Origin of the sequence: Myxococcus xanthus, from assembly GCF_006402735.1 — a bacterium.
Taxonomy (GTDB): domain Bacteria; phylum Myxococcota; class Myxococcia; order Myxococcales; family Myxococcaceae; genus Myxococcus; species Myxococcus xanthus_A.
The window spans coordinates 55,244-73,815 of the sequence record NZ_CP017174.1 but is presented as its reverse complement, the minus strand read 5'-3'; the positions used below and the strand labels follow the sequence as shown (position 1 = coordinate 73,815).

Sequence of the window (18,572 nt, the reverse complement as noted above, 5' to 3'; positions counted from 1 at the left end):
TTCCGGCCCCCGTCAAAACACAGGGCGCCATGCGGCCCTGAATCTGGTATCGCGCCCCTCATGTCGGACGACTTCACGCTTCCTGAAGACAAGGCCGAGCGGATGGAGCGCTGCGCGATCTTCTACACCGACGTCGTGCCCCACAATCACGCGCTGGGGCTGCGGCTGGTGGACGTCGTCGCCGCCGAGGCCACCGTCGAGCTGCCCTACGCGGAGAACCTCGTCGGAAACCCGGAAACCGGCGTCATCGCCGGCGGCGCGGTGACGACGCTCATCGACGCCACCTGCGGCACCGCCGTGTTCCTCAAGCTGGGCCGCTTCGCCCCGCTCGTCACGCTGGACCTGCGCATCGACTACCTGCGCCCCGCGCGGCCCGGCATCGTTCTCACCTGCGTGGCCGAGTGCTACCGGCTCACCCGCCAGGTGGCCTTCGTCCGCGCGCTCGTCCACCAGGGCGACCCGGGCCACCCCGTGGCTTCCGCCCAGGGCACCTTCATGCGGACAGAGGAATGACGACCATGTCCGAGTCCACGACGCCTCCCCTCGCCGAGTTGGTGCGCCAGGTGCGCAAGACGCGCGAGTACAAGCGCCTCACCGACGCCATCCCCTACACGCGTTTCATGGGCATCGGCGTGGAGAATCTCGCCGGCGAAATGCTCTGCCGCATGGCCTTCAACCCGAGGAACATCGGCAACAGCCTGATTCCCGCCCTGCACGGCGGCACGCTCGGCGCGCTGCTGGAATCCGCCGCCGTCTTCGAGCTGCTGCTGCAGACGAACACCGAGCGCGTGCCGAAGGTCATCTCGCTCACGGTGGACTTCCTTCGCTCGGGCAAACCGCAGGACACCTTCGCCAAGGCGTTCATCACCCGCCAGGGCCGGCGCGTGGCCAACGTCCGGGTGGATGCGTGGCAGGACGACCGCACGCGGCCCATCGCCAGCGCGCACGCGTTGTTCCTGCTGTCGGAGCAGTAGACGTGTGGAGCCGCTGACAACGTTCGACCGCGCCTTCCTGGCCGCCATGGTGGGCGACCATGACGCGGACATCGCCAAGGTGATGGCGGGTCAGCAGCAGTTCTCCGGCGACGCCGGGCTGCAAGCGCTGCTCGGGGACACGCTGCCCACGCTGCGCGAACACCGGCAGCAGGCGTACCGGCTGCTGAGACAGGAAACGCCCCGCCAGGCACGCAGGGCTCCCGGCGGACGCTGACGTCAGCGCGCGGTGACGTCCAGGACTCGGGACTTCATCTCCCCGGCGTGACTCCACGTAATCAGGTCCGTGATGCCCTCCTCCATCCCCCTCAGACGCACCACGCCCTGACGCGGCACGGTGAGTTCGACGAGGCTCGGTTCACCCACCGCGATGCGCTGGAGTCCAGGAACAGCCAGTTCGTGCACGTCGCCGACGCGCAGGACAATCGGCGATGCGCCCATGCGCCCGGGCCTCTCGGCTCGCGGCGTGGCGGCGTCGGACTGGAACAGAAAAGACGGCTTCCACAGGAGCACGCCCAGGACCACCAGGGAACCCGCTCCCGCCAGGGCCAGGATGCCCCGGCGGCCCCATTCCGGCGAAGGCAGGGAGAGCACCGCCATCAGCGCCTCCATGCTGGGGAAGCGGTCCTCGGGCGCGTTCGCGAGCCCCCGCGCCAGCGCGGTGCGGAGACGCCTCGGCACGCTCGACGTTCGCGGTGCGGCCGGGGCAGCGAGGTGGCCGGGGCGCTCACCGTGGAGCGCTTCGTGGAGCGCGACGCAGAAGCTGTACTGGTCGCTGCGGGCGTCCACGGCCCTTCCCGCGCGCTGCTCGGGAGACATGTACGCCGGCGTTCCCGCCGCCTGCCCCCACTCCGTGAGCATGGAGGCCTTCGATGCACCCTCGCCCACACCGACCGGCGCCTCGGGAGACGCCCCCGTGCCGCGCCTCGCGAGCCCGAAGTCCGTGACGCGTACCCGGCCGTCGCGCCCCACCAGCACGTTGGACGGCTTGAAGTCGCGGTGCACCATCCCCGCGCGATGGGCGGCGGCCAGCCCCGCTCCCGCTGCCAGGAAGACATCCAACACGTCCCGCCATGGACGCTCGCGTTCCCGAAGCCAGTCCGCGAGCGTCGTGCCGTCCACCCACTCCATGGCCAGGAAGTCGTGCCCCTCCGCCGCCCCCAACTCGAAGAGCGGCAGCACGTTGGGATGTGAGAGCCGCGCCATGGCCTGGGCCTCGCGAAGCAGCCGCTCACGACCCTGGTCCTGCGCGCCCGCGGGCAGCGGCCTCAACAGCTTGAGCGCCACCCGCCGCCCCAGCCGCAGGTCATCCGCCGCGTACACCACGCCCATCCCTCCCATGCCCAACACGCCCTGCAGCAGATAGGCCCCCAGCCGCGTCCCTGGCGGCAGGACCGGCTCCTCCCGCGCGTCCGGCAACGTCGCCGCGCCCGTGTCCCACCGCGTGGACGCCTCCGCCTCACGCTCAACGGCGACCGTGCCCGGCAGGGAGGAACTGGCCGCCACCACCGCCACCAACGCCCGGCAGTCCGCGCAACCGTCGAGGTGCGCTTCCACCACCGCCACCTTCCCCACGGGAGCCGAGCCACTGACGAAGGCCGCGAGCAGGTTCTCATCCGGACATGCGGACATCGGAGGACGGTGCAACGGGTTCATGGCGCACCTCGAATCATCGCAGCCCGGGTCCGCGCCGAACAGCCCACCCGAGTGTTCCCACCCTCGAAGTCAGCTCCGCTGCCGCGCCGACCCGACCTCCCACCTCGTGTCAGCCCCTCCCTGTAGACAGGTCGTCGTGGAGGGAACGTTCCTTCCACGCGACGGCCGCGAAGACAGGGGGACGGGCGGATGTACACGTTGGCGGAGATGCGCGCTTTCAGGCTGCGTGACGCGGCGGAGTTGCTGGCACAGCGGGGGTTCGACAACGTCCGGGCCGCGGAACTGGCCCGGGCCACGCGGCTCTCGGTGGGCTCGCTGTATCGTTACTACGGCAGCAAGCAGGGCATCGCGAGGGCGATACGGACCCTCACCGAGCGCGAGCTGTCCTACACGGGTTTCGTCGCCTACCAGATGGCGGATGGCGACCCGCTGCGGCAGGGTTTTCGCGACGTCTTCATCGCCTTCTGGCGCGAGTTCGCGACCTGGGCGCTGTTGCAGCCCCACCTCGTGGGCTTCACCTTCCTTCACAACCATCCGGACACGGACCCACCGGGCGAGCATGACGGACGGACGCGCGCGCAGGTGCTGGAGGTCCTCGAGCATGGCGAGCGCGAGAAGGTGTTTCCCAAGGGCCGCACCTGGCTCCATGAGTGCATGGTGTGGGGCGTGCTGTCGGAGCTCGTGCGCCGCGCGGGCCGGGGCGAGGTGGTGAGTGAAGAAGACGTCGAGACTGCCGCGGAGGTCCTCTGGAAGGCGCTCTCTCTAGATGAGCCCTCCAAGCCTCGAGGTGGTGGCAATCCGCCTTCGGGAGGTGACCACGCGCATCCAGGGCTCACGGCGGACACGTCAGCTCGGACAAGTGGGGCGGTGGCCCCCACCGCATCCGCTGAACCACCTCCAACTGCGACGCGCCTTCGTGCGGCGGCAGGTGATGCACCGCTCTCGCATGCACCTTGTCCCCGGCCGCTTCCGACGGCGCGAAGCCCTGGTCCAGCGGCGCCCACGCCCCTCATCCCTGCGCGGAGGAGCGCGGATTCCATTCATGTCACATGGCGGCACCATGGCCACCAATGCCCTGCATCAATCAGTGACGACGATGCGGTAGCTGCTGCGCTTGTTCTCGGGCCCCGCCCACACGAGCAGCGCTGTCTCACCGGCTTGCTTACCGGTGATGCGCAGCACCCCTTTGCCGAGCGCCTTGATGTCCGCAATCTCCGGTTCGTCAATCGCGATGCGGACCATTCCCGGAATTTGAAGCTCGCGATGGCTGCCCTTCTTCACGACCACCGTTTCCTCGGTGGTGGCCGAGGCCCCAGAAGACGGGGCCGGCTTCGACTCCTCCGCCAGCGCAGGCGCTCCCACCAACGCCAGCGCAACCAGGGCAAGGCCAATTGGGTGATGCATGGTGTGTCCTCCAAGAGGGGGGTGTTCCACCTTCACCCGGATGACACCGGCCATGCCGGAGCGTTGCACGCGGCCGCGAAAAAAGTCTGCGGACCCTCAGGAAGCCCCAGGCAGGCTCAGCAAGGACGACAGGCTCAGGTCCAGCTCTCCCTGTACCACCTGCATCAGGCTGTGCAGTTCGCCGGAGGTGAGCCGGAGCCGCTCCGCCAGCCGCTGACGTGTGCCCTCCAGCGCCGCTTCCCGGGCGCGGGCCACCCAGCGCGACACGGTGGACTTGTGCGTCTGGTACATGGTGCCGATGCGCTCCAGGCTCAGCCCCTCCACCACGTGCAAGCGCAGCACGGTGCGCTCCCGCGTGGGCAGGGCATTCAGTGCCTCGGAGAGCGCCGCCTGGAAATGCTCGCGGTGGTTCTTGCGCAGGTAGTCCAGCTCGACGTCCGCCATGCCCGCCTGGGTTGGCAGCGGGAGCGCCTCCGCCTCCTCTTCGGCGTGGGCCCTCCGGCGCTCCGAGCGCTGGAGGTTGAGGGCGGTGCGCACCGCTGCCGCCCGCAACCAGGCCGCGAGCGGACCACTGCCCTGGTATTCCGCCATGCGCGCGGGCCGGTCACCTTCCGGGACGAGCAGCCGCTCGCGCAGGTGTTGAACCACCTCGGAGGGGTCCACCCCCGTGTCCCGCATCCGAGCCAAGGACGCCGCCGCCTTGGGAAGAACGTGGCGCTCCAGCGCGACATGCGCCGCGGCGCTCCCCCGCACACAGGCGCACGCCAGATAGAGGTCCGCGGCATGCACGGTGGCCAGCACCCGTGAGGGCTCCTCGTCCCGTGGCAGGCACGAAGCAAGGTGGCGCAGGAAGTCTTCCTCCGCCAGCGTCACGCCCGGCCAGGCCTGCCGCGCCGCCGCGTAGAGCGCGACCAGCGTGTCCTCCAGCCCGGGCAGGGCCTCGTAGCCCTCACGTGCCCCGGGGCCGAGCTGCTGGAGGAAGACGAGCGAGCGGCTCTGCTGCGTTCGCATGCGCACCTCGGCACCGCGCGTGCCTGGAGCGGCACGGCTCACCCGCCTAGTTACCCCGTTCCCTCCCCCCGTTTCCACCCGGCCTTCACGACAGTTCGGCGAGCCACTGCGCCAGGAAGTCGCCAAAGGCCATTACCTTGGGCGGCGTGGGGCGCGCGGGCGGCCACACCAGCCACAAGGCACCCCGCTCCACCATGACTGGAGGCCTTCCGTCAGACGCCGCGGTGGTCGCGGCGGGTGGAAGATGACGCCCCGCTTCGCCCGGGAGCTGCGCGCGCTGGAAGGGCTTCCCCTGGGCCTGTTGGGAGCGCGCAGCCCGGAGGTGCTCCTGGCCCAGCCCTGCCGTGCGCTCGCGCGGACGCTGAGCCACGCCCGCCTGGGCATCCTGCCCGGACAGGGCCACGTGGCCCACGTCACCGCGCCTGAATTGCTGGCGCGCGAGGTCTCCGCGTTCCTCCGCGAATAGCCCGCGCGCCTGGGTCCTACATGGACACGGACTTGCTCGGGTCGAGCTGCTTCTTCTCGGGCTCGCGCGTCCGGGCCTGCGTGTCCGCCTTCTTCGAGGCGTCCTGGCTCTTGCGCGGGGCCTCGACCTCCGCCTTCACCGGTGCCTCGCAGTGGTCACCCTTCCGATTCGGGTGGCAGTGCCGGATGCCATACACATGGTGACACCCGCAGGGGTCCACCCGTTTCTTCGCGCACGCGGAGGGATTGAACACCGGGGCTGCCACCTCCACCGACGTCTGTGCCTGCTCCTTCTCCACGGGTCCCGTCTGCAACGCCACCGCCAGGAAAATCCCACCAAGGAAACCCATCGCCCACCCCCTACCTGGATGCTGCGGAATGGATGGGAATGGAATCCGGACGTGACAAGTCCCGGGGCGATCGGAGCCTCGCCGTCCGCTCTCGGGCTGACTTTCGCCCGGCCGGGCACGTCCCGGCCGCGGCCGCGCGCGGCTCCGAATTCGCTCGCCTTCCCGCCTGTGCCCCCAGCATCCTCTGCTCCTGTTTTCGGGTTTCGGCTCCTGGCGTCAGCTTCCCTGGACGCTCCCGTCGCTGCCGCGTGTTCATCCCATCTGGGGGATTCGGGTCATGAGTTGGAAGCAGCGGCTGGAGAAGGTCTCAGAGGGCCATTACGTCCTGGCGAAGACCAAGAGCATGAAGGTCGATGCGGACCTGTTCCTGTCCGACAAGTTGCTGTGGGGGGAGGGCCCCGAGCAACCTGGACTGGAGGACTCTGTCTTTGACCAGGTGGTGAATGCGGCATCCTTCCCCGGGGTCACCCGCGTGGCTGTCACACCCGACTGTCACCTGGGCTACGGCGTACCCATTGGCACGGTGGTGGAAACGGACGGCATCCTCCTGCCCACCGCCGCCGGCTACGACATCGGCTGCGGCATGGTGCAGTTGCAGACGACGCTCACCGCCGAGGACGTCGCCGACGCCACGAAGCGCCGCCGCTGGATTGAAGAGGTGACGAAGCGCATCGCCGTGGGCGTGGGCGCCAGCCGCGTGCAGAAGCAGCGCAGGGTGACGGACCGCACCTTCGCGGACGTGGTGCGCCACGGTGCCAAGGCCCTGGGCCGGGGTTCATCCGTCACCGAGCGCGACTACATCCCCGTCGAGGACGACCGGGTGGACATCCCCGAGCGCGCCTTCGGCAAGCGTGAGCAGTTGGGCAGCCTGGGCGGCGGCAACCACTTCACCGAGATGCAGGTGGACCAGGACGGCCGCGTGTGGGTGATGCTGCACACCGGTAGCCGCGGCTTCGGGTGGAACATCGCCAAGCACTTCTTCGTGGAGGGCGCCGCGCAGCTGGGCCTCAAGAGCCGCAGCGAGGACCATGTCTGGCTGGACGCGGAGAGCCCGCTGGGCCGCGACTACTGGAACCTCCACAACATGGCGGCCAACTTCGCGGTGGCCAACCGGCTCATCATCGGTGAGGCGGTGTGCGCGGCGCTGGAGGACGTCTTCGGCGGCACGGCCAGCGTGTATTACGAAATCTCCCACAACCTCATCCAGAAGGAGGCGGGGAAGTTCGTCGCCCGAAAGGGCGCCACGCGCGCGTTCCCCGGAGGACACCCCGCGCTGAAGGGCACGCCCTGGGAGAACACGGGCCACCCCATCCTCATCCCGGGCTCCATGGAGACGGGCAGCGCCATCCTCTTCGCCGAGCCGGGCGCACAGAAGTCCATCTATTCGGTGAACCACGGCTCCGGCCGCCGCATGTCGCGCGGCGAGGCGAGGCGCGTGCTGAAGCAGGACGCCACCGACAAGCGCATGGCCGAGGCGGGCATCCTCCTCAATACCCGCCAGACGCCGCTGGACGAGTCCGGCCCTTGCTACAAGAACCTGGACGACGTCCTGGAGACGGTGGAGATGGCGGGGCTGGCCCGGGTGGCCTACCGGCTCAAGCCGGTGGCCTGCATCAAGGGCGCGGACTGAGGCGGCCCGGGCGGCGCACGGCCGCCTGCCCGCCGCCAATCCCCGGGAGGCGGGCGGCCCCGGGTCATTTCCGGCTCGGCGCGTAGGGCTCGTGGGGCCGTCCGGGGGACGCTACAGTGGGCGCCCCTGGAGTCTTTCGCCCATGAGCTCGCCGTCCCCTGCTGCCCGCATGCCCCCGGCTGCTTCCCGTGAAGCGGAGCTGGCTCGCGCCGAGAGCGAGCTGTCCACGCTGGAGGCCCGGCTCCATGAACAACTCGCCCAGACCACGGCGGAGGCGTCCACGCTGGCCACCCGGCTGGAGCAGACGCGGCAGGCGCTGACGCGGGCCCACCAGGCCCCCGGCGCCGACCCCATGCTGGGGGAACAGGCCTCCCGGTTGCAGCTTGCCGCTGCGCCCGCGCTGGACGTGGAGGCGCCGCGCGCCCGGGCGCTCCAGGCCCGGCAGGCGGCGCTCCAGGCCCGGCGGCAGGCGGGTTCGGAGATGCAGTCGCTGCTGCGGGCGCACCAGGAGCAGGCGGCGCAGGTGGCCCGCGCGGTGACCGAGGCGGAAGCGGTGCTCAAGCGTCAGGCCGAGGCGGCCAAGGCCCGCCAGGAAGCCGCGTCGCGGGCACAGCACGAAGCGGCCAAGGCCCGCCAGGCCGAGCTGGCGCGGGCGGCCGCCGCGGCGAGGGCCCAGGGGCACGCGCCCCTTCCAGCAGCCGCGGCACGGCCCGCCGCGGCGCCGGAGAACGACGCGCGGCGCAACGGACGGGTGCGGATGCACACGTCCATCGACATGCGCAGCGACTCCAACTTCTTCACGGGTTTCTCACTGGACATCAGCGAGGGCGGCGTCTTCATCGCCACCGTGGACGCGGTGCCGCGCGGCACGCAGGTGGAGCTGGACTTCACGCTGCCGGGCGGCCGTCCCATGAAGGTGGCGGGCGTGGTGCGCTGGGTGCGCGAGGCCAATTCCCGCACGCCGGAGCTGATGCCAGGCGTGGGTGTGCAATTCACCGGGCTGCCGGCGGAAGTGGCCAGCGCCATCTCCTCGTTCGTCACCACGCGCGACCCGATGTTCTTCCCGGACTGAGCTCGAGACAGACGCCTTCGTGACACGCGGGCGCGATGTTTCACGTCATCCGTCGGGTAGTCGACCTCGCGGCCACTCCCGCGCGCTGACAGGCGGGATTATCCTCCGCAGAAGACAGACACTCCGACGACGAACTCATGGCGCAAGCCAATGCAGCGGCGCCGCGGAAGGAGATGACACCCGCATGAGCGCGCCTCATCGCAGCCCCACGGTCCTCGCCGGACGTCGTCCGCGCTGGGACTCCCGCCGCCGCGCCGACACTGCCCGTGCCTTGGAAGGCACTGGCACCCTGGACGCACCAGCCCCCGAGGTGGACAAGGTCAACCTCGCGCAGAAGCTGGCCCTCTTCTCCGAGCACTGGTCCCCGAAGGTGGTGGGCGAGCTGAACGGCCAACACGTCCGGCTGGCCCGGCTCCACGGCCCCTTTGTCTGGCACCATCACGACGCCGAGGACGAGCTGTTCCTCGTGCTCCACGGCCAGCTGCGCATGGAGTTGCGCGAGCGCACGGTGAACGTGGGCCCAGGCGAGTTCATCATCATTCCTCGCGGCGTGGAGCACCGTCCCGTGGCGGAGGAGGAGGTCCACGTCCTGCTCTTCGAGCCCGCCACCACGCTCAACACCGGCAACGTCCGCGAGGAGCGGACGGCCGAGCACCTGCAGCAGCTCTGAGGCGGACGTCCAGGCACCCCGCCGGGCGGGCGAGCCTTCTGCCACCCCGCTCGCGCGGATTCCTCCGTGGCGCCGCGCGGCGCACCTTTAGCTCCGGACCCGGGCCGCCCGAGCGGCTCCCTGCCGAGGAGCGGAAGCGATGCGCATCCACCACCTGAACTGCACCACCATGTGCCCACCGGGCGGCCGGCTGGTGGACGGACGAAAGGGCTTCAAGGGGCCCGCGGCACTGACGTGTCACTGCCTCCTGGTGGAAGGCCGGCAGGGACTCATCCTGGTGGACACCGGCTTCGGCCTGGAGGACGTGAAGCACCGGCGCCCCCGGCTGTCGCCCCTGTTCCTCGACCTGCTGATGCGGCCCCAGCTCAACGAGGGCTCCACGGCCATCCGGCAGATTGAGCGCATGGGCTTCCAGGCCAGGGACGTGCGCGACATCGTCCTCACCCACCTGGACTTCGACCATGCCGGCGGCCTGGACGACTTCCCACACGCCCGGGTCCACCTGCTGTCGGACGAGTACCAGGGCGCCGTGGCCCAGGCGACGCCGTTGGACCGGCGCCGCTACCGGCCGTTGCAGTGGATGCACGAGACGCAGTGGGTGACGTACCCCTCCGGTGGAGACGGTGAGCGCTGGTTCGGCTTCGAGTGCGTGCGGGATTTGACAGGCCTGCCGCCGGAAATCCTGCTGGTGCCACTGCCGGGCCACACCCTGGGCCACGCGGGCGTGGCCATCCAGAATGGCAGCGGCTGGCTGCTGCACGCCGGAGACGCGTACTTCTACCACGGGGAGATGGCCCCTGACCGGTACCGGTGCACGCCAGGGCTGCGCGCCTACCAGAAGCTGATGCAGAAGGACGGCTATCTGCGCTGGCACAACATGCGCCGGCTGCGCGAGCTGGTGCAGCGGCACGGACGGGTCGTCACGGTGTTCTGCGCGCATGACTCGCTGGAGTTCGAGCTGCTGGAGGAGCAGGAGAAGGCGCCGACGCTGTCGCCCCTGCGGACCTTCGTGGATACCCAGCCGCCGCTGCACGCGTGACGGGCGGGCTCATGAGTGCAGGGATATATCGGGTGGCTCGCGCAGCTCCGAACCCAGCAGCATCAGCGGCAGCTCCACGATGAAGGTGGCGCCCTCGCTGGGGGCGCTCTCCACGCGGATGGTGCCGCCGTGCGCCTCCACCAGCTGCCGGACGATGTAGAGCCCCAGCCCGAAGCCCGCATGCTGGCCGCCGGAGGGCTCTCTTTCGAAGCGCTCGAAGATGCGCCGCTGCGCCTCCGGGGCAATGCCCACGCCGTGGTCCCTCACGCACAGCCGCGCCCGCGCCACGCCCGCGTACTCCACCCGGACCTCCACCGGCCGTCCCCTGCCGAACTTCAGCGCGTTGGACAAAAGGTTCGTCACCACCCGGTCCAACCGCAGCCGGTCCCACCGGCCCACCAGCCCCAATTCCGCGCCGAACTCCAGCTTGCAGCCCGCCTCCGCGGCCTGTTCGGCGAAGCGCTCCACCACCTCGTGCACCAGCTCCGGCAGGTCCACCGGCGCCACGTCCAGCATCAGCTTCCCCGACGACAGCCGCGACAAGTCCAGCAGGTTGTGCAGCAGCTGCCCCAGCCGCTGCGTCTGCTTCAGCGCCGCCGCCAGCCCGTCGCGCGCCTTCTGCTCACCCGCGAGCTCCATCCGCTGAAGCCTTCGCAGCAGCAACTGCAGCGTGTTCAACGGATTGCCCAAGTCGTGCGCCGCCACGCCGATGAGCTCCACCGCATCCTGCGCCTCGCTCCAGAGCCGGGCGTTGTCCCGCGAGCGCGGCCCGCCCCGCCACCTCCTCCACGAAGACCTGGTCCGTCACCGTCAACCGGCGCTCCGGCGCGGACGTCAGCAGCACGAACACCCCGCGCGTCTGCCGCCCCACCCGCAGCGGCACACCGAGGTAGGAGCGCACGCCCACCTTCTCCATCAGGGACAGGGGCTCGGGGCCCACCAGTCCCTCTGACAGCGTCTCCGGGGACACATCGCTCTTGAGCTCGGAGCGTCCCGTGCGCATCACCTGCCAGATGCCCCACTGCGAGTCTCGCGGTGGCGGAAAGCGCCGCGCCGCGTCCCACAGCCACGCCTCCTTCTCCGGCACCGCGTGCGCCACCGCGCGAGGCCAGAGGTCGCCACTGGTCGTCATCAGGAAGAGCAGACAGGCGTCCGCCACCTCCGGCACCATGATGCGCGTCAGCTCAGCCACCGTCTGGTCGGGGTCCTGGAACTGGTGGAAGAGGCCCCCTGCCTCCGCCAGCAACTGCTGCGTGCGCTCGGCCCGGCGCCGCTCGGTGATGTCGCGCGTCACCTTGGCGAAGCCGCGCGGCTGCCCGTGCGCGTCCTGGAGCACGGTGACGTTGGTGTCCGCCAGGTAGCGCGAGCCGTCCTTGCGCACCCGCCAGCCCTCCGTGTGCAGCCGCCCATCCCTCCGGGCCCGCGCCAGGTCCTTGTCCGGAATCCCCGCCGCCACCGCATCCGGCGGATAGAAGACGCTGGAGGGCTGGCCCAGGATTTCCGCCTCGCGGTAGCCCATGATGCGCTCCGCGCCCGGGTTCCAGCTCTCCACCCGGCCCCGCGCGTCCAGCAGGAACAAGGCGTAGTCGCGCACCCCCTCCACGAGGAGCTGGAAGCGCTCCGCGCTGGCCTCTGCCTCCTGTTGGATGGGCCGCAGTCTGCGCGTCAGCGTCCACGCCAGCATCGTCGCCCCCGCGAGGCCCAGGCTCCCCGCGAGCAGGGACAGCCCGAGCGCGCTGCGGTCCGTGGCCAGACTCTCATGGATGCCCTGGGACAGCCGGGCCTCCGTCTGCTGGTGGAGTATCCGAAGGCTGTCCATGGTGCGGCGGCGCGTGTCCGCCACGTGGCCGTCGAAAATCTGCTCCAGCCGCTGGCGGGGCACGCCGTCCTCGCGCTCCATGATGAGCGCCTGCATGGCCTCCTCGTGCTCCAGCTCCGCGTGGGAGACGGCCTCCAGTTGCGTGGCCAGGGGCTCCTGGGTGAGCCGGCGCTTCAGGGCTTCATAGGTGGCGATGAAGCGCTCGCGCGCGACGGACATGTCCTGGGCGAAGAAGGCATCTCCCGATAAAGCGAAGCCCCGCCCACTGACGACCTTGTCGTTGAAGGTCCGCTCCAGTTGTTTGATGTCCAGCACGTCCCGGGACAGCTCCAGGATGCGCGCCTTGTGGTTGGCCCGCACGGAGATCAGCGCCACCACGGACGTTCCCGCCAGCACGAGCGCCACCACCAACGAGATGATGAAGCCGGCGCCCGCGCGCTGCGCGAACGTCCACGGACGTGCCACCTCCCCTCCTCCCCAGACGGTCCACCGCCCATGCCCTCGGGCAGGGTGAATCGCTCCGCACCCTGAATCCAGGGGGCTCGCCGGGTGACTCGAACGTCGGAAACCAGGCGCTCGGGCAGACGGCGCCCGTGCCCGCGCGCCGCGGTGTGTGCACCGTCCAACCCCACCTCACACCCCGGCTGGGCATGCGCGAAGCCCGGACCCACGTTGGGCGCGGGTGGTGGCCAGGGCGGAACGAGAGCGCATGCGCGGAGCGGGGCGACGGGGAGCGTGGTTCTGGGCGTGTGGGCTGGTGCTGTGGGTGGCGTGCAGCCAAACGCAACCGGACGAGGACGCGGACAGCCGCCGGCCAGTGTCCGCCTGCGAGCCCATGACGTGCGCCTCCCAGGGCATGGACTGCGGCATCGCCATTGACGGCTGTGGCGGCACGCTCGACTGCGGCGCCTGTGGCCCCGGTGAGGTGTGCGGAGGCGGTGGCCGGCATAACGTGTGCGGACCGGCGCCCTGCGAGCCCACCACCTGTGAGGCCCTGGGGCTCAACTGCGGACCGGTGTCGGATGGCTGTGAAGACGTGCTCGACTGCGGCACCTGCACGGCGCCCGAGTCCTGCGGCGGCGGGGGCACGTCCAACGTGTGCGGCGAGCCCACCTGCACGCCGGACACCTGTGAGTCGCTGGCGCGCAACTGCGGCGCCGTGCCGGACGGCTGTGGCGGCATGCTCGACTGTGGCGTCTGCGCGGACGGCCTGACGTGCGGGGGCGGCGGCGCGCCCAACGTGTGTGGCCGCGGCATCTGCAAGCGGGCCACCTGCGACGCGCTGGGGAAGGACTGCGGACAGGTGTCCGACGGCTGCGGCGGCATGCTCGACTGTGGGGCCTGCGCGGGCGGCCTGACGTGTGGCGGCGGCGGCGTGCCCAATGTCTGCGGCAACTCACCGTGTACGCCGGGAACGTGTGAGACGCTGGGGAAGAACTGCGGGCCGGTGGCGGACGGGTGCGGCGGCATGCTCGACTGCGGCGTCTGCGCGGACGGCCAGACGTGCGGCGGCGCCGAGCCCAACGTGTGCGGCGGCGGCGTGTGCACCCCGCTCACCTGCGAGTCCCAGGGAAAGAACTGCGGCACCGTGCCGGATGGCTGCGGCGGGCTCCTGGACTGCGGCGCCTGCCCGGCGGGCGAGACGTGCGGCGGAGGCGGCGTGGACCACGTCTGTGACCGTCCCCTCTGCACACCGACCACCTGCGAGTCGCAGGGCAAGGACTGCGGCACCGTGCCGGATGGCTGTGGCGGCGCGCTCCAGTGCGGGACGTGCGCGAATGGCGAGACGTGCGGGGGCGGAGGCACGCCCAACGTGTGCGCGGCGCCTTCCTGCCGCCCGTACACCTGCGGCCTGCTGGGCAAGGACTGCGGCACCGTGCCGGATGGGTGCGGCGGCGTCCTGGAGTGCGGCACCTGCACGGCGCCCGAGTCCTGTGGAGCGACGGGCGCCCCCAACGTCTGCGCGGCGAACGCGTCCGTGTGCGTGGACCGGAACCTGGGCAGCGTGTTGCCGGTGATGGTGAAGGGCTCCACCGCGCACGCGGGGGATGACCACCAGTCCTCGTGCGGCGGGAGCGACGCGCCGGACCGGGGCTTCCTATGGACGGCGCCCAGGAGCGCGCTCTTCACCTTCGACACGGCGAAGTCGGCCATCCGCTCGCTCATCTCCGTGCGCAGCGGCGGCTGCGGGGGCGCGGAGCTGGCGTGCGCGAAGGACGGCATCAGCTACGGCGGCGGCGCGCGTGTCTCGGTGCCGCTGGTGCAGGGACAGACGGTGCTGGTGGTGGTGGACTCGGCGAGCCCGGACCGGTTCAGCGCGGGGTACTTCGAGCTGCACATCGACGAGCTGCGCGCCAGCGAGGCGGGCTCCTGCTTCGATGGCATGGACAATGATGGGGACCGCTGGGTGGACTGCGCGGACACGGACTGCCACGACGCGCCGGGCTGCGGTGGCCGTGGCTGCGCGCACCATGATTTGGGCAGCGCGATGCCGGTGACGTTCCACGGCGAGACGGCGGACTCCGGCGATGGATTCCAGGGCACCTGCGGCGCGCTGCTCCAGCAGGACCGCGCGCACCTGTGGACGGCACCACGGACGGGCACCTACGTCTTCGACACGGCGCCTGGTGAGTGGGGCAACGCGCTCTACGTGCTCACCGGTTGCCGGGGCACGGAGCTGGGCTGCGCCTCCAACCCGAATGGAGGGACCGGGCGCTCGCCCGCCATGAAGGTGACGCTGGCGCAGGGCCAGACGGTGCTGGTGGTGGTGGACGGCATGGCGAATCCCGACCAGGACACGCCCATCCGGTACACGCTGCACATCAGCGAGTACGCCGAGACGGAAGCAGGCCGGTGCACGGATGGCGCGGACAACGACGCGGATGGCTTCGCGGACGCGGAGGACTCCGACTGCCGGTAACGAGAGGCAACCCCATGTGGCGGAGTGCCTCACTGGGGCACTCCCACGCGCATGTGTTGGGTGCCGTCGTGTCAGCGATGTGCCTGCCGGAGTGCCTTCACCACAACGTCACGGATGCCAACGGCGCGCGCGTAGGTGTCTCCCTCTCCCTCATCCGGGAAATACAAGTCGTAGGCGGGTGCCATGAACGCCACCGTGCCGCGCTTCGCCCCCTGACACCACCACAGGCCCACTCGACAGTGGTCTCGTAGTGGGTCGGCGCATGACCGGAGGCCGACTCGGACTCTCTACGAAGCATCGCGCTCGTCAAATCCCGGAGGATGCGCTCACCTTCGGCCCGGGACAGCTTCTTGGGACTGAGTTTGACCGGGTCTTCCCAGTCGTCCCCTCGGCCAGAGACCTCCGCGCCGCTTCGCGTCACCTTCAGGTAGAAGGTGCTTTGGGTGAACACCCAACAACCCGTGACGACATAGTCGACCTTCACCGCCACCGGCAGGTCCTCGCTGGGCACCGCGTACCCGAAGACGTCGTCAGACGCCTGCGCGGAAGAAAGCCCCGCCGCCGCCAGAAGGGCCGTGAGCCCCCGAGAGAACCGCCTCATGGTGCGACCTCCGCTGCATCGAACGGAGGGAGCCTGGCACCCGCGACTCACGGGCGGCCACGCATGGTTCCATCATCGTTTCGGTACGAACGGCCGGCTCAGCCTTCCTGAGCGGGCACGGGCGCCGCGTCCGCGGGCTCCTCGCCCGGCGCCGCGAACGTCCCCGTGGCGGGGTCCACGTTCCAGGCGGAGTACTGGTGCGTCTTCACGTCCCGCAGCTTCCCGTCCTCGTAGCAGACCGAATAGATGAGGAACTGCGGGTTGACGAAGTTGGGCTGCCCGTAGCGGTAGCACTCCGCCCCGCTGGTGTCCCGCTCCAGGGTGATGGGCCGTCCGAGCACGGCGCGCACCTGCTCCGTCGTCATCCCACCCCGCATGGACTTGAAGCCTTGGGGCGTGACGATGCGGAACGTCTTCTCCTCGCCCTTGGCGATGGTCCAGAAGCCCACACCCAGCACCACCGGTACCAGGGCCGCCAGCAGGGCGCCCGCCCACCGACCCCGAGGCACCTTCCTGTCCTTCTGGAAGGCCGTGAAGAGGCCGCTGGCCGCGTCCTCCTGGGGGTTCGTCTCCGTCGCGCTCACGTCGCCTGACATGCAGTCCTCATATCGCGGATGCAACAAAGTCCACGCCACCCGCCCTTTCTCCCTGCCCGCCCACCTGGAAGGGCTTACATCGCCTGACGGCTCCCTCTCCCAGGTAACACGCGAGTTTACAATGAGCAGGGGGGCGGCCTGCTACATCCCGTCCAAGGGAGTCAACGAGGAGTCAAGTCACCATGCCGAAACGCGGCGGCGGTGGTCGCAGCGTCACCCAGAAGCCCTCCAACCGGGACGTGCTCCCGGCCGGCGCGGAGTCGAAGAACACGGAGCTCTTCTTCAACCGAGAGCTGTCCTGGATGGCCTTCAATGACCGCGTCCTCCAGCTCGCCGAGTCCCCGGAGATTCCGCTGCTGGAGCGGCTGAAGTTCATCGCCATCTACGCGCGCAACCTGGACGAGTTCTTCATGATTCGCGTCGCCCGTCTGCACGAGCAGATTCGCGGCGGCGTGGCGCGCCTGGTCCCCGACGGAGCCTCTCCCAGCGACACCCTGGACAAGCTGCACGACGGCATCCTCAAGCAGGCGCGGCGCCACGGCGACGCCTTCGAGAAGGTGCTCCGCCCCGCCCTGGCCGAGAAGGGCCTGCGCATCCTCTCCGCCAGGAATTTGGACGCCGAGCAGCGCGCCCAGGTGGACCAGCGCTTCAAGGAGCAGATTTTCCCCGTCCTCACCCCGCTGGCCATCGGCCTGGGGCGGCACTTTCCCTACATCTCCAACCTGTCGCTCAGCCTGGCGGTGCTGCTGAGAGACCCGGACGCGGACGAGGAGAGCGTGGCCCGGGTGAAGGTGCCCAAGGAGCTGCTACCGCGCTTCCTGCCCCTCAAGGGCAACGTCTTCGTCCCCTTGGAGGAAGTCATCGCCCAGCACCTTGGCGACTTGTTCCCAGGCATGGAGGTACTGAGCTGGGGCACCTTCCGCGTCACCCGCGACGCGGACTTCACCGTGTCCGAGGACGCGGAGGACCTGCTCAAGGCCGTGGAGACGGAGCTGCGTGAGCGCCGCTTCGGCGACGTCATCCGCATGGAAGTCCAGGCCGGCATGAGCCCCAAGCTGCTCGAGCCGCTGGTGGAGGCCATGGGCCTGGAGGCACGTCAGGTCTACGAGGAGCACGGCCTGGTGGGTCTCAACGACTTGCAGTCCGTCGCCTTCGCCCCGGGCTTCCCGGAGCTGAAGGACCCGCCGTGGGTCCCCATCACCCAGGCCCGCCTGCGCACGGACGCGGACGCGCCGGACGGCGGCACGGTGATGTCGTCCATGCGCCGGGGGGACTTGCTGGTCCACCACCCCTACGAGTCCTTCGCCACCTCCGTGGAGCGCTTCGTCACCGAGGCCGTGGCCGACCCGGACGTGCTGGCCATCAAGCAGACGGTGTACCGCACGTCGGACAGCTCGCCGCTGGTGCCCGCGCTGATTACCGCCACCGAGCGCGGCAAGCAGGCGGTGTGCATGGTGGAGCTGAAGGCCCGCTTCGACGAGCGCACCAACATCCGCTGGGCCAACGCGCTGGAAGAGGCGGGCGTGCACGTCGTCTACGGGATTCCGTCCCTGAAGACGCACGCGAAGGCCATCCTCATCGTCCGGCGCGAGGGCGACAAGGTGCGGCACTACGTGCACATCGGCACCGGCAACTACAACCCGAAGACGGCGCGCCTCTACACGGACATGGGCCTGTTCACCACGGACCCGGACATTGGCGCGGACGTGGCGGACGTCTTCAACTACCTCACCGGGTTTGGCCGGCCGAAGAGCTTCCGCAAGCTGCTGGTGGCCCCGCTCACCATGCGCCAGGGCCTGCTGGAGGAAATCAAGCGCACCGTCGCCGCGCACACGGCCGAGCGCCCCGCGCGCATCCAGATGAAGATGAACGCGCTGGTGGACCCCGGCATCATCCACGCCCTCTACGAGGCGTCCCGCGCGGGCGTGAAGGTGGAGCTCAACGTGCGCGGCATCTGCTGCCTGCGCCCGGGCGTTCCCGGCGTGTCGGAGAACATCCGCGTGGTGTCCGTGCTGGGCCGCTTCCTGGAGCACTCGCGCATCTACATCTTCGAGCGCGGCCCGGAGCTGCGCTGCTTCATCGGCTCGGCGGACTTGATGCCGCGCAACCTGGACCACCGCGTGGAAATCCTCGCGCCGGTGGAGGACGCCAGCCTGGCCGCCCAGGTGAAAGACTCGCTGGAGCGCTGCATGGCCGACACCACGTCCGCCTGGGAGCTGACGGCGGATGGCGGATGGCGCCGCCGGCTGCCGCGCGCCGGTGAGGAGAAGCGCTGGGCCCAGGGCGAGATGATGGAGCGCGCCCAGCGCATGGCCCAGTTCCAGGGCGGCCGTCCGCTGCTCTGACA

At 70.1% G+C, this 18,572-nt stretch carries 18 protein-coding genes and 1 pseudogene; 11 read left to right on the top strand and 8 right to left on the bottom strand.

From position 1 onward, the window contains the following. Positions 1 to 60: 60 nt before the first annotated feature. Genes BHS09_RS00330 through BHS09_RS00320 form a run of 3 tightly spaced genes read left to right on the top strand, consistent with a single transcriptional unit; the run spans position 61 to position 1,209 of the window. Complete coding sequence (locus tag BHS09_RS00330; protein WP_140786551.1) at positions 61 to 513, top strand: PaaI family thioesterase; 453 nt, start codon at positions 61 to 63, stop codon at positions 511 to 513. After that, positions 510 to 974, top strand: coding sequence for a PaaI family thioesterase (locus tag BHS09_RS00325; protein WP_140786550.1), 465 nt, complete (start codon positions 510 to 512; stop codon positions 972 to 974). Before BHS09_RS00330 ends, BHS09_RS00325 begins: the two co-directional genes overlap by 4 nt. A gap of 4 nt (positions 975 to 978) precedes the next feature. After that, positions 979 to 1,209 carry a DUF4142 domain-containing protein gene (locus tag BHS09_RS00320; protein WP_237077895.1) on the top strand — a complete coding sequence of 77 codons (231 nt, stop codon included), beginning with the start codon at positions 979 to 981 and terminating at the stop codon, positions 1,207 to 1,209. 2 nt (positions 1,210 to 1,211) lie between these two features. Here the strand turns inward: BHS09_RS00320 and BHS09_RS00315 are convergent, their stop codons facing one another. Next, complete coding sequence (locus BHS09_RS00315; RefSeq protein WP_140796861.1) at positions 1,212 to 2,648, bottom strand: protein kinase domain-containing protein; 1,437 nt, start codon at positions 2,646 to 2,648, stop codon at positions 1,212 to 1,214. Positions 2,649 to 2,837: 189 nt separating this feature from the next. Here BHS09_RS00315 and BHS09_RS39085 point away from each other — a divergent pair. Continuing rightward, positions 2,838 to 2,948, top strand: a pseudogene (locus BHS09_RS39085) (hypothetical protein); the annotation flags it as partial. 780 nt (positions 2,949 to 3,728) lie between these two features. On the opposite strand, the gene BHS09_RS00305 reads toward BHS09_RS39085, so the two are convergent. Together BHS09_RS00305 and BHS09_RS00300 are read right to left on the bottom strand one after the other, a co-directional pair. After that, positions 3,729 to 4,052, bottom strand: coding sequence for a pilus assembly protein N-terminal domain-containing protein (locus BHS09_RS00305; RefSeq protein WP_140786548.1), 324 nt, complete (start codon positions 4,050 to 4,052; stop codon positions 3,729 to 3,731). Between the two features lie 96 nt (positions 4,053 to 4,148). Next, entirely contained in the window at positions 4,149 to 5,063 is a 915-nt protein-coding gene (locus BHS09_RS00300; protein WP_237080100.1) for a sigma-70 family RNA polymerase sigma factor, read from the bottom strand. A gap of 244 nt (positions 5,064 to 5,307) precedes the next feature. Between BHS09_RS00300 and BHS09_RS00295 the strand changes: the two genes are divergently transcribed. Next, complete coding sequence (locus tag BHS09_RS00295) at positions 5,308 to 5,529, top strand: alpha/beta fold hydrolase (protein WP_140796858.1); 222 nt, start codon at positions 5,308 to 5,310, stop codon at positions 5,527 to 5,529. A 16-nt stretch (positions 5,530 to 5,545) separates the two neighbouring features. On the opposite strand, the gene BHS09_RS00290 is transcribed toward BHS09_RS00295, so the two are convergent. Further along, positions 5,546 to 5,878, bottom strand: a complete 333-nt coding sequence (locus BHS09_RS00290) for a hypothetical protein (RefSeq protein WP_140786546.1) — start codon at positions 5,876 to 5,878, stop codon at positions 5,546 to 5,548. Between the two features lie 277 nt (positions 5,879 to 6,155). Here BHS09_RS00290 and BHS09_RS00285 point away from each other — a divergent pair, with 277 nt between their 5' ends. The 4 genes from BHS09_RS00285 to BHS09_RS00270 all read left to right on the top strand — a co-directional run bounded on the left by BHS09_RS00285 (position 6,156) and on the right by BHS09_RS00270 (position 10,289). Beyond that, positions 6,156 to 7,508 carry an RtcB family protein gene (locus tag BHS09_RS00285; protein WP_140796857.1) on the top strand — a complete coding sequence of 451 codons (1,353 nt, stop codon included), beginning with the start codon at positions 6,156 to 6,158 and terminating at the stop codon, positions 7,506 to 7,508. 142 nt (positions 7,509 to 7,650) lie between these two features. After that, positions 7,651 to 8,580 (top strand): TIGR02266 family protein, encoded by a 930-nt coding sequence (locus tag BHS09_RS00280; protein WP_174258583.1) that lies wholly within the window; start codon positions 7,651 to 7,653, stop codon positions 8,578 to 8,580. 184 nt (positions 8,581 to 8,764) lie between these two features. Next, on the top strand, positions 8,765 to 9,250 hold the full coding sequence (locus BHS09_RS00275; protein WP_140796855.1) for a cupin domain-containing protein: 486 nt from the start codon (positions 8,765 to 8,767) through the stop codon (positions 9,248 to 9,250). A 139-nt stretch (positions 9,251 to 9,389) separates the two neighbouring features. Further along, positions 9,390 to 10,289, top strand: coding sequence for an MBL fold metallo-hydrolase (locus tag BHS09_RS00270; protein WP_140786542.1), 900 nt, complete (start codon positions 9,390 to 9,392; stop codon positions 10,287 to 10,289). 9 nt (positions 10,290 to 10,298) lie between these two features. On the opposite strand, the gene BHS09_RS40155 is transcribed toward BHS09_RS00270, so the two are convergent. Then, on the bottom strand, positions 10,299 to 10,994 hold the full coding sequence (locus BHS09_RS40155; RefSeq protein ID WP_418763979.1) for a sensor histidine kinase: 696 nt from the start codon (positions 10,992 to 10,994) through the stop codon (positions 10,299 to 10,301). Then, positions 10,912 to 12,573 carry a PAS domain S-box protein gene (locus tag BHS09_RS00265; RefSeq protein WP_418763978.1) on the bottom strand — a complete coding sequence of 554 codons (1,662 nt, stop codon included), beginning with the start codon at positions 12,571 to 12,573 and terminating at the stop codon, positions 10,912 to 10,914. Before BHS09_RS00265 ends, BHS09_RS40155 begins: the two co-directional genes overlap by 83 nt. A gap of 244 nt (positions 12,574 to 12,817) precedes the next feature. On the opposite strand from BHS09_RS00265, the gene BHS09_RS00260 reads away from it, so the two are divergent. Then, positions 12,818 to 15,028, top strand: coding sequence for a tryptophan synthase alpha chain (locus BHS09_RS00260; RefSeq protein ID WP_140796854.1), 2,211 nt, complete (start codon positions 12,818 to 12,820; stop codon positions 15,026 to 15,028). A gap of 97 nt (positions 15,029 to 15,125) precedes the next feature. Here the strand turns inward: BHS09_RS00260 and BHS09_RS00255 are convergent, their stop codons facing one another. Continuing rightward, on the bottom strand, positions 15,126 to 15,629 hold the full coding sequence (locus tag BHS09_RS00255) for a hypothetical protein (protein WP_237080098.1): 504 nt from the start codon (positions 15,627 to 15,629) through the stop codon (positions 15,126 to 15,128). A gap of 98 nt (positions 15,630 to 15,727) precedes the next feature. Continuing rightward, on the bottom strand, positions 15,728 to 16,225 hold the full coding sequence (locus BHS09_RS00250) for a hypothetical protein (protein WP_174258582.1): 498 nt from the start codon (positions 16,223 to 16,225) through the stop codon (positions 15,728 to 15,730). Positions 16,226 to 16,407: 182 nt separating this feature from the next. On the opposite strand from BHS09_RS00250, the gene ppk1 reads away from it, so the two are divergent. After that, positions 16,408 to 18,570, top strand: coding sequence for a polyphosphate kinase 1 (ppk1, locus tag BHS09_RS00245; protein WP_140796853.1), 2,163 nt, complete (start codon positions 16,408 to 16,410; stop codon positions 18,568 to 18,570). Positions 18,571 to 18,572 lie beyond the last annotated feature (2 nt).

Excerpts from the sequence above, each read along its gene's own strand:
- BHS09_RS00300 (WP_237080100.1), bottom strand. The coding sequence starts at position 5,063 with ATGCGAACGCAGCAGAGCCGCTCGCTCGTCTTCCTCCAGCAGCTCGGC.
- BHS09_RS00305 (WP_140786548.1), bottom strand. The coding sequence starts at position 4,052 with ATGCATCACCCAATTGGCCTTGCCCTGGTTGCGCTGGCGTTGGTGGGA.
- ppk1 (WP_140796853.1), top strand. The coding sequence starts at position 16,408 with ATGCCGAAACGCGGCGGCGGTGGTCGCAGCGTCACCCAGAAGCCCTCC.
- BHS09_RS00290 (WP_140786546.1), bottom strand. The coding sequence starts at position 5,878 with ATGGGTTTCCTTGGTGGGATTTTCCTGGCGGTGGCGTTGCAGACGGGA.
- BHS09_RS00260 (WP_140796854.1), top strand. The coding sequence starts at position 12,818 with ATGCGCGGAGCGGGGCGACGGGGAGCGTGGTTCTGGGCGTGTGGGCTG.
- BHS09_RS00285 (WP_140796857.1), top strand. The coding sequence starts at position 6,156 with ATGAGTTGGAAGCAGCGGCTGGAGAAGGTCTCAGAGGGCCATTACGTC.
- BHS09_RS00275 (WP_140796855.1), top strand. The coding sequence starts at position 8,765 with ATGAGCGCGCCTCATCGCAGCCCCACGGTCCTCGCCGGACGTCGTCCG.
- BHS09_RS00280 (WP_174258583.1), top strand. The coding sequence starts at position 7,651 with ATGAGCTCGCCGTCCCCTGCTGCCCGCATGCCCCCGGCTGCTTCCCGT.
- BHS09_RS00315 (WP_140796861.1), bottom strand. The coding sequence starts at position 2,648 with ATGAACCCGTTGCACCGTCCTCCGATGTCCGCATGTCCGGATGAGAAC.
- BHS09_RS00325 (WP_140786550.1), top strand. The coding sequence starts at position 510 with ATGACGACCATGTCCGAGTCCACGACGCCTCCCCTCGCCGAGTTGGTG.
- BHS09_RS00255 (WP_237080098.1), bottom strand. The coding sequence starts at position 15,629 with ATGAGGCGGTTCTCTCGGGGGCTCACGGCCCTTCTGGCGGCGGCGGGG.
- BHS09_RS00250 (WP_174258582.1), bottom strand. The coding sequence starts at position 16,225 with ATGTCAGGCGACGTGAGCGCGACGGAGACGAACCCCCAGGAGGACGCG.
- BHS09_RS00270 (WP_140786542.1), top strand. The coding sequence starts at position 9,390 with ATGCGCATCCACCACCTGAACTGCACCACCATGTGCCCACCGGGCGGC.
- BHS09_RS00330 (WP_140786551.1), top strand. The coding sequence starts at position 61 with ATGTCGGACGACTTCACGCTTCCTGAAGACAAGGCCGAGCGGATGGAG.
- BHS09_RS00295 (WP_140796858.1), top strand. The coding sequence starts at position 5,308 with ATGACGCCCCGCTTCGCCCGGGAGCTGCGCGCGCTGGAAGGGCTTCCC.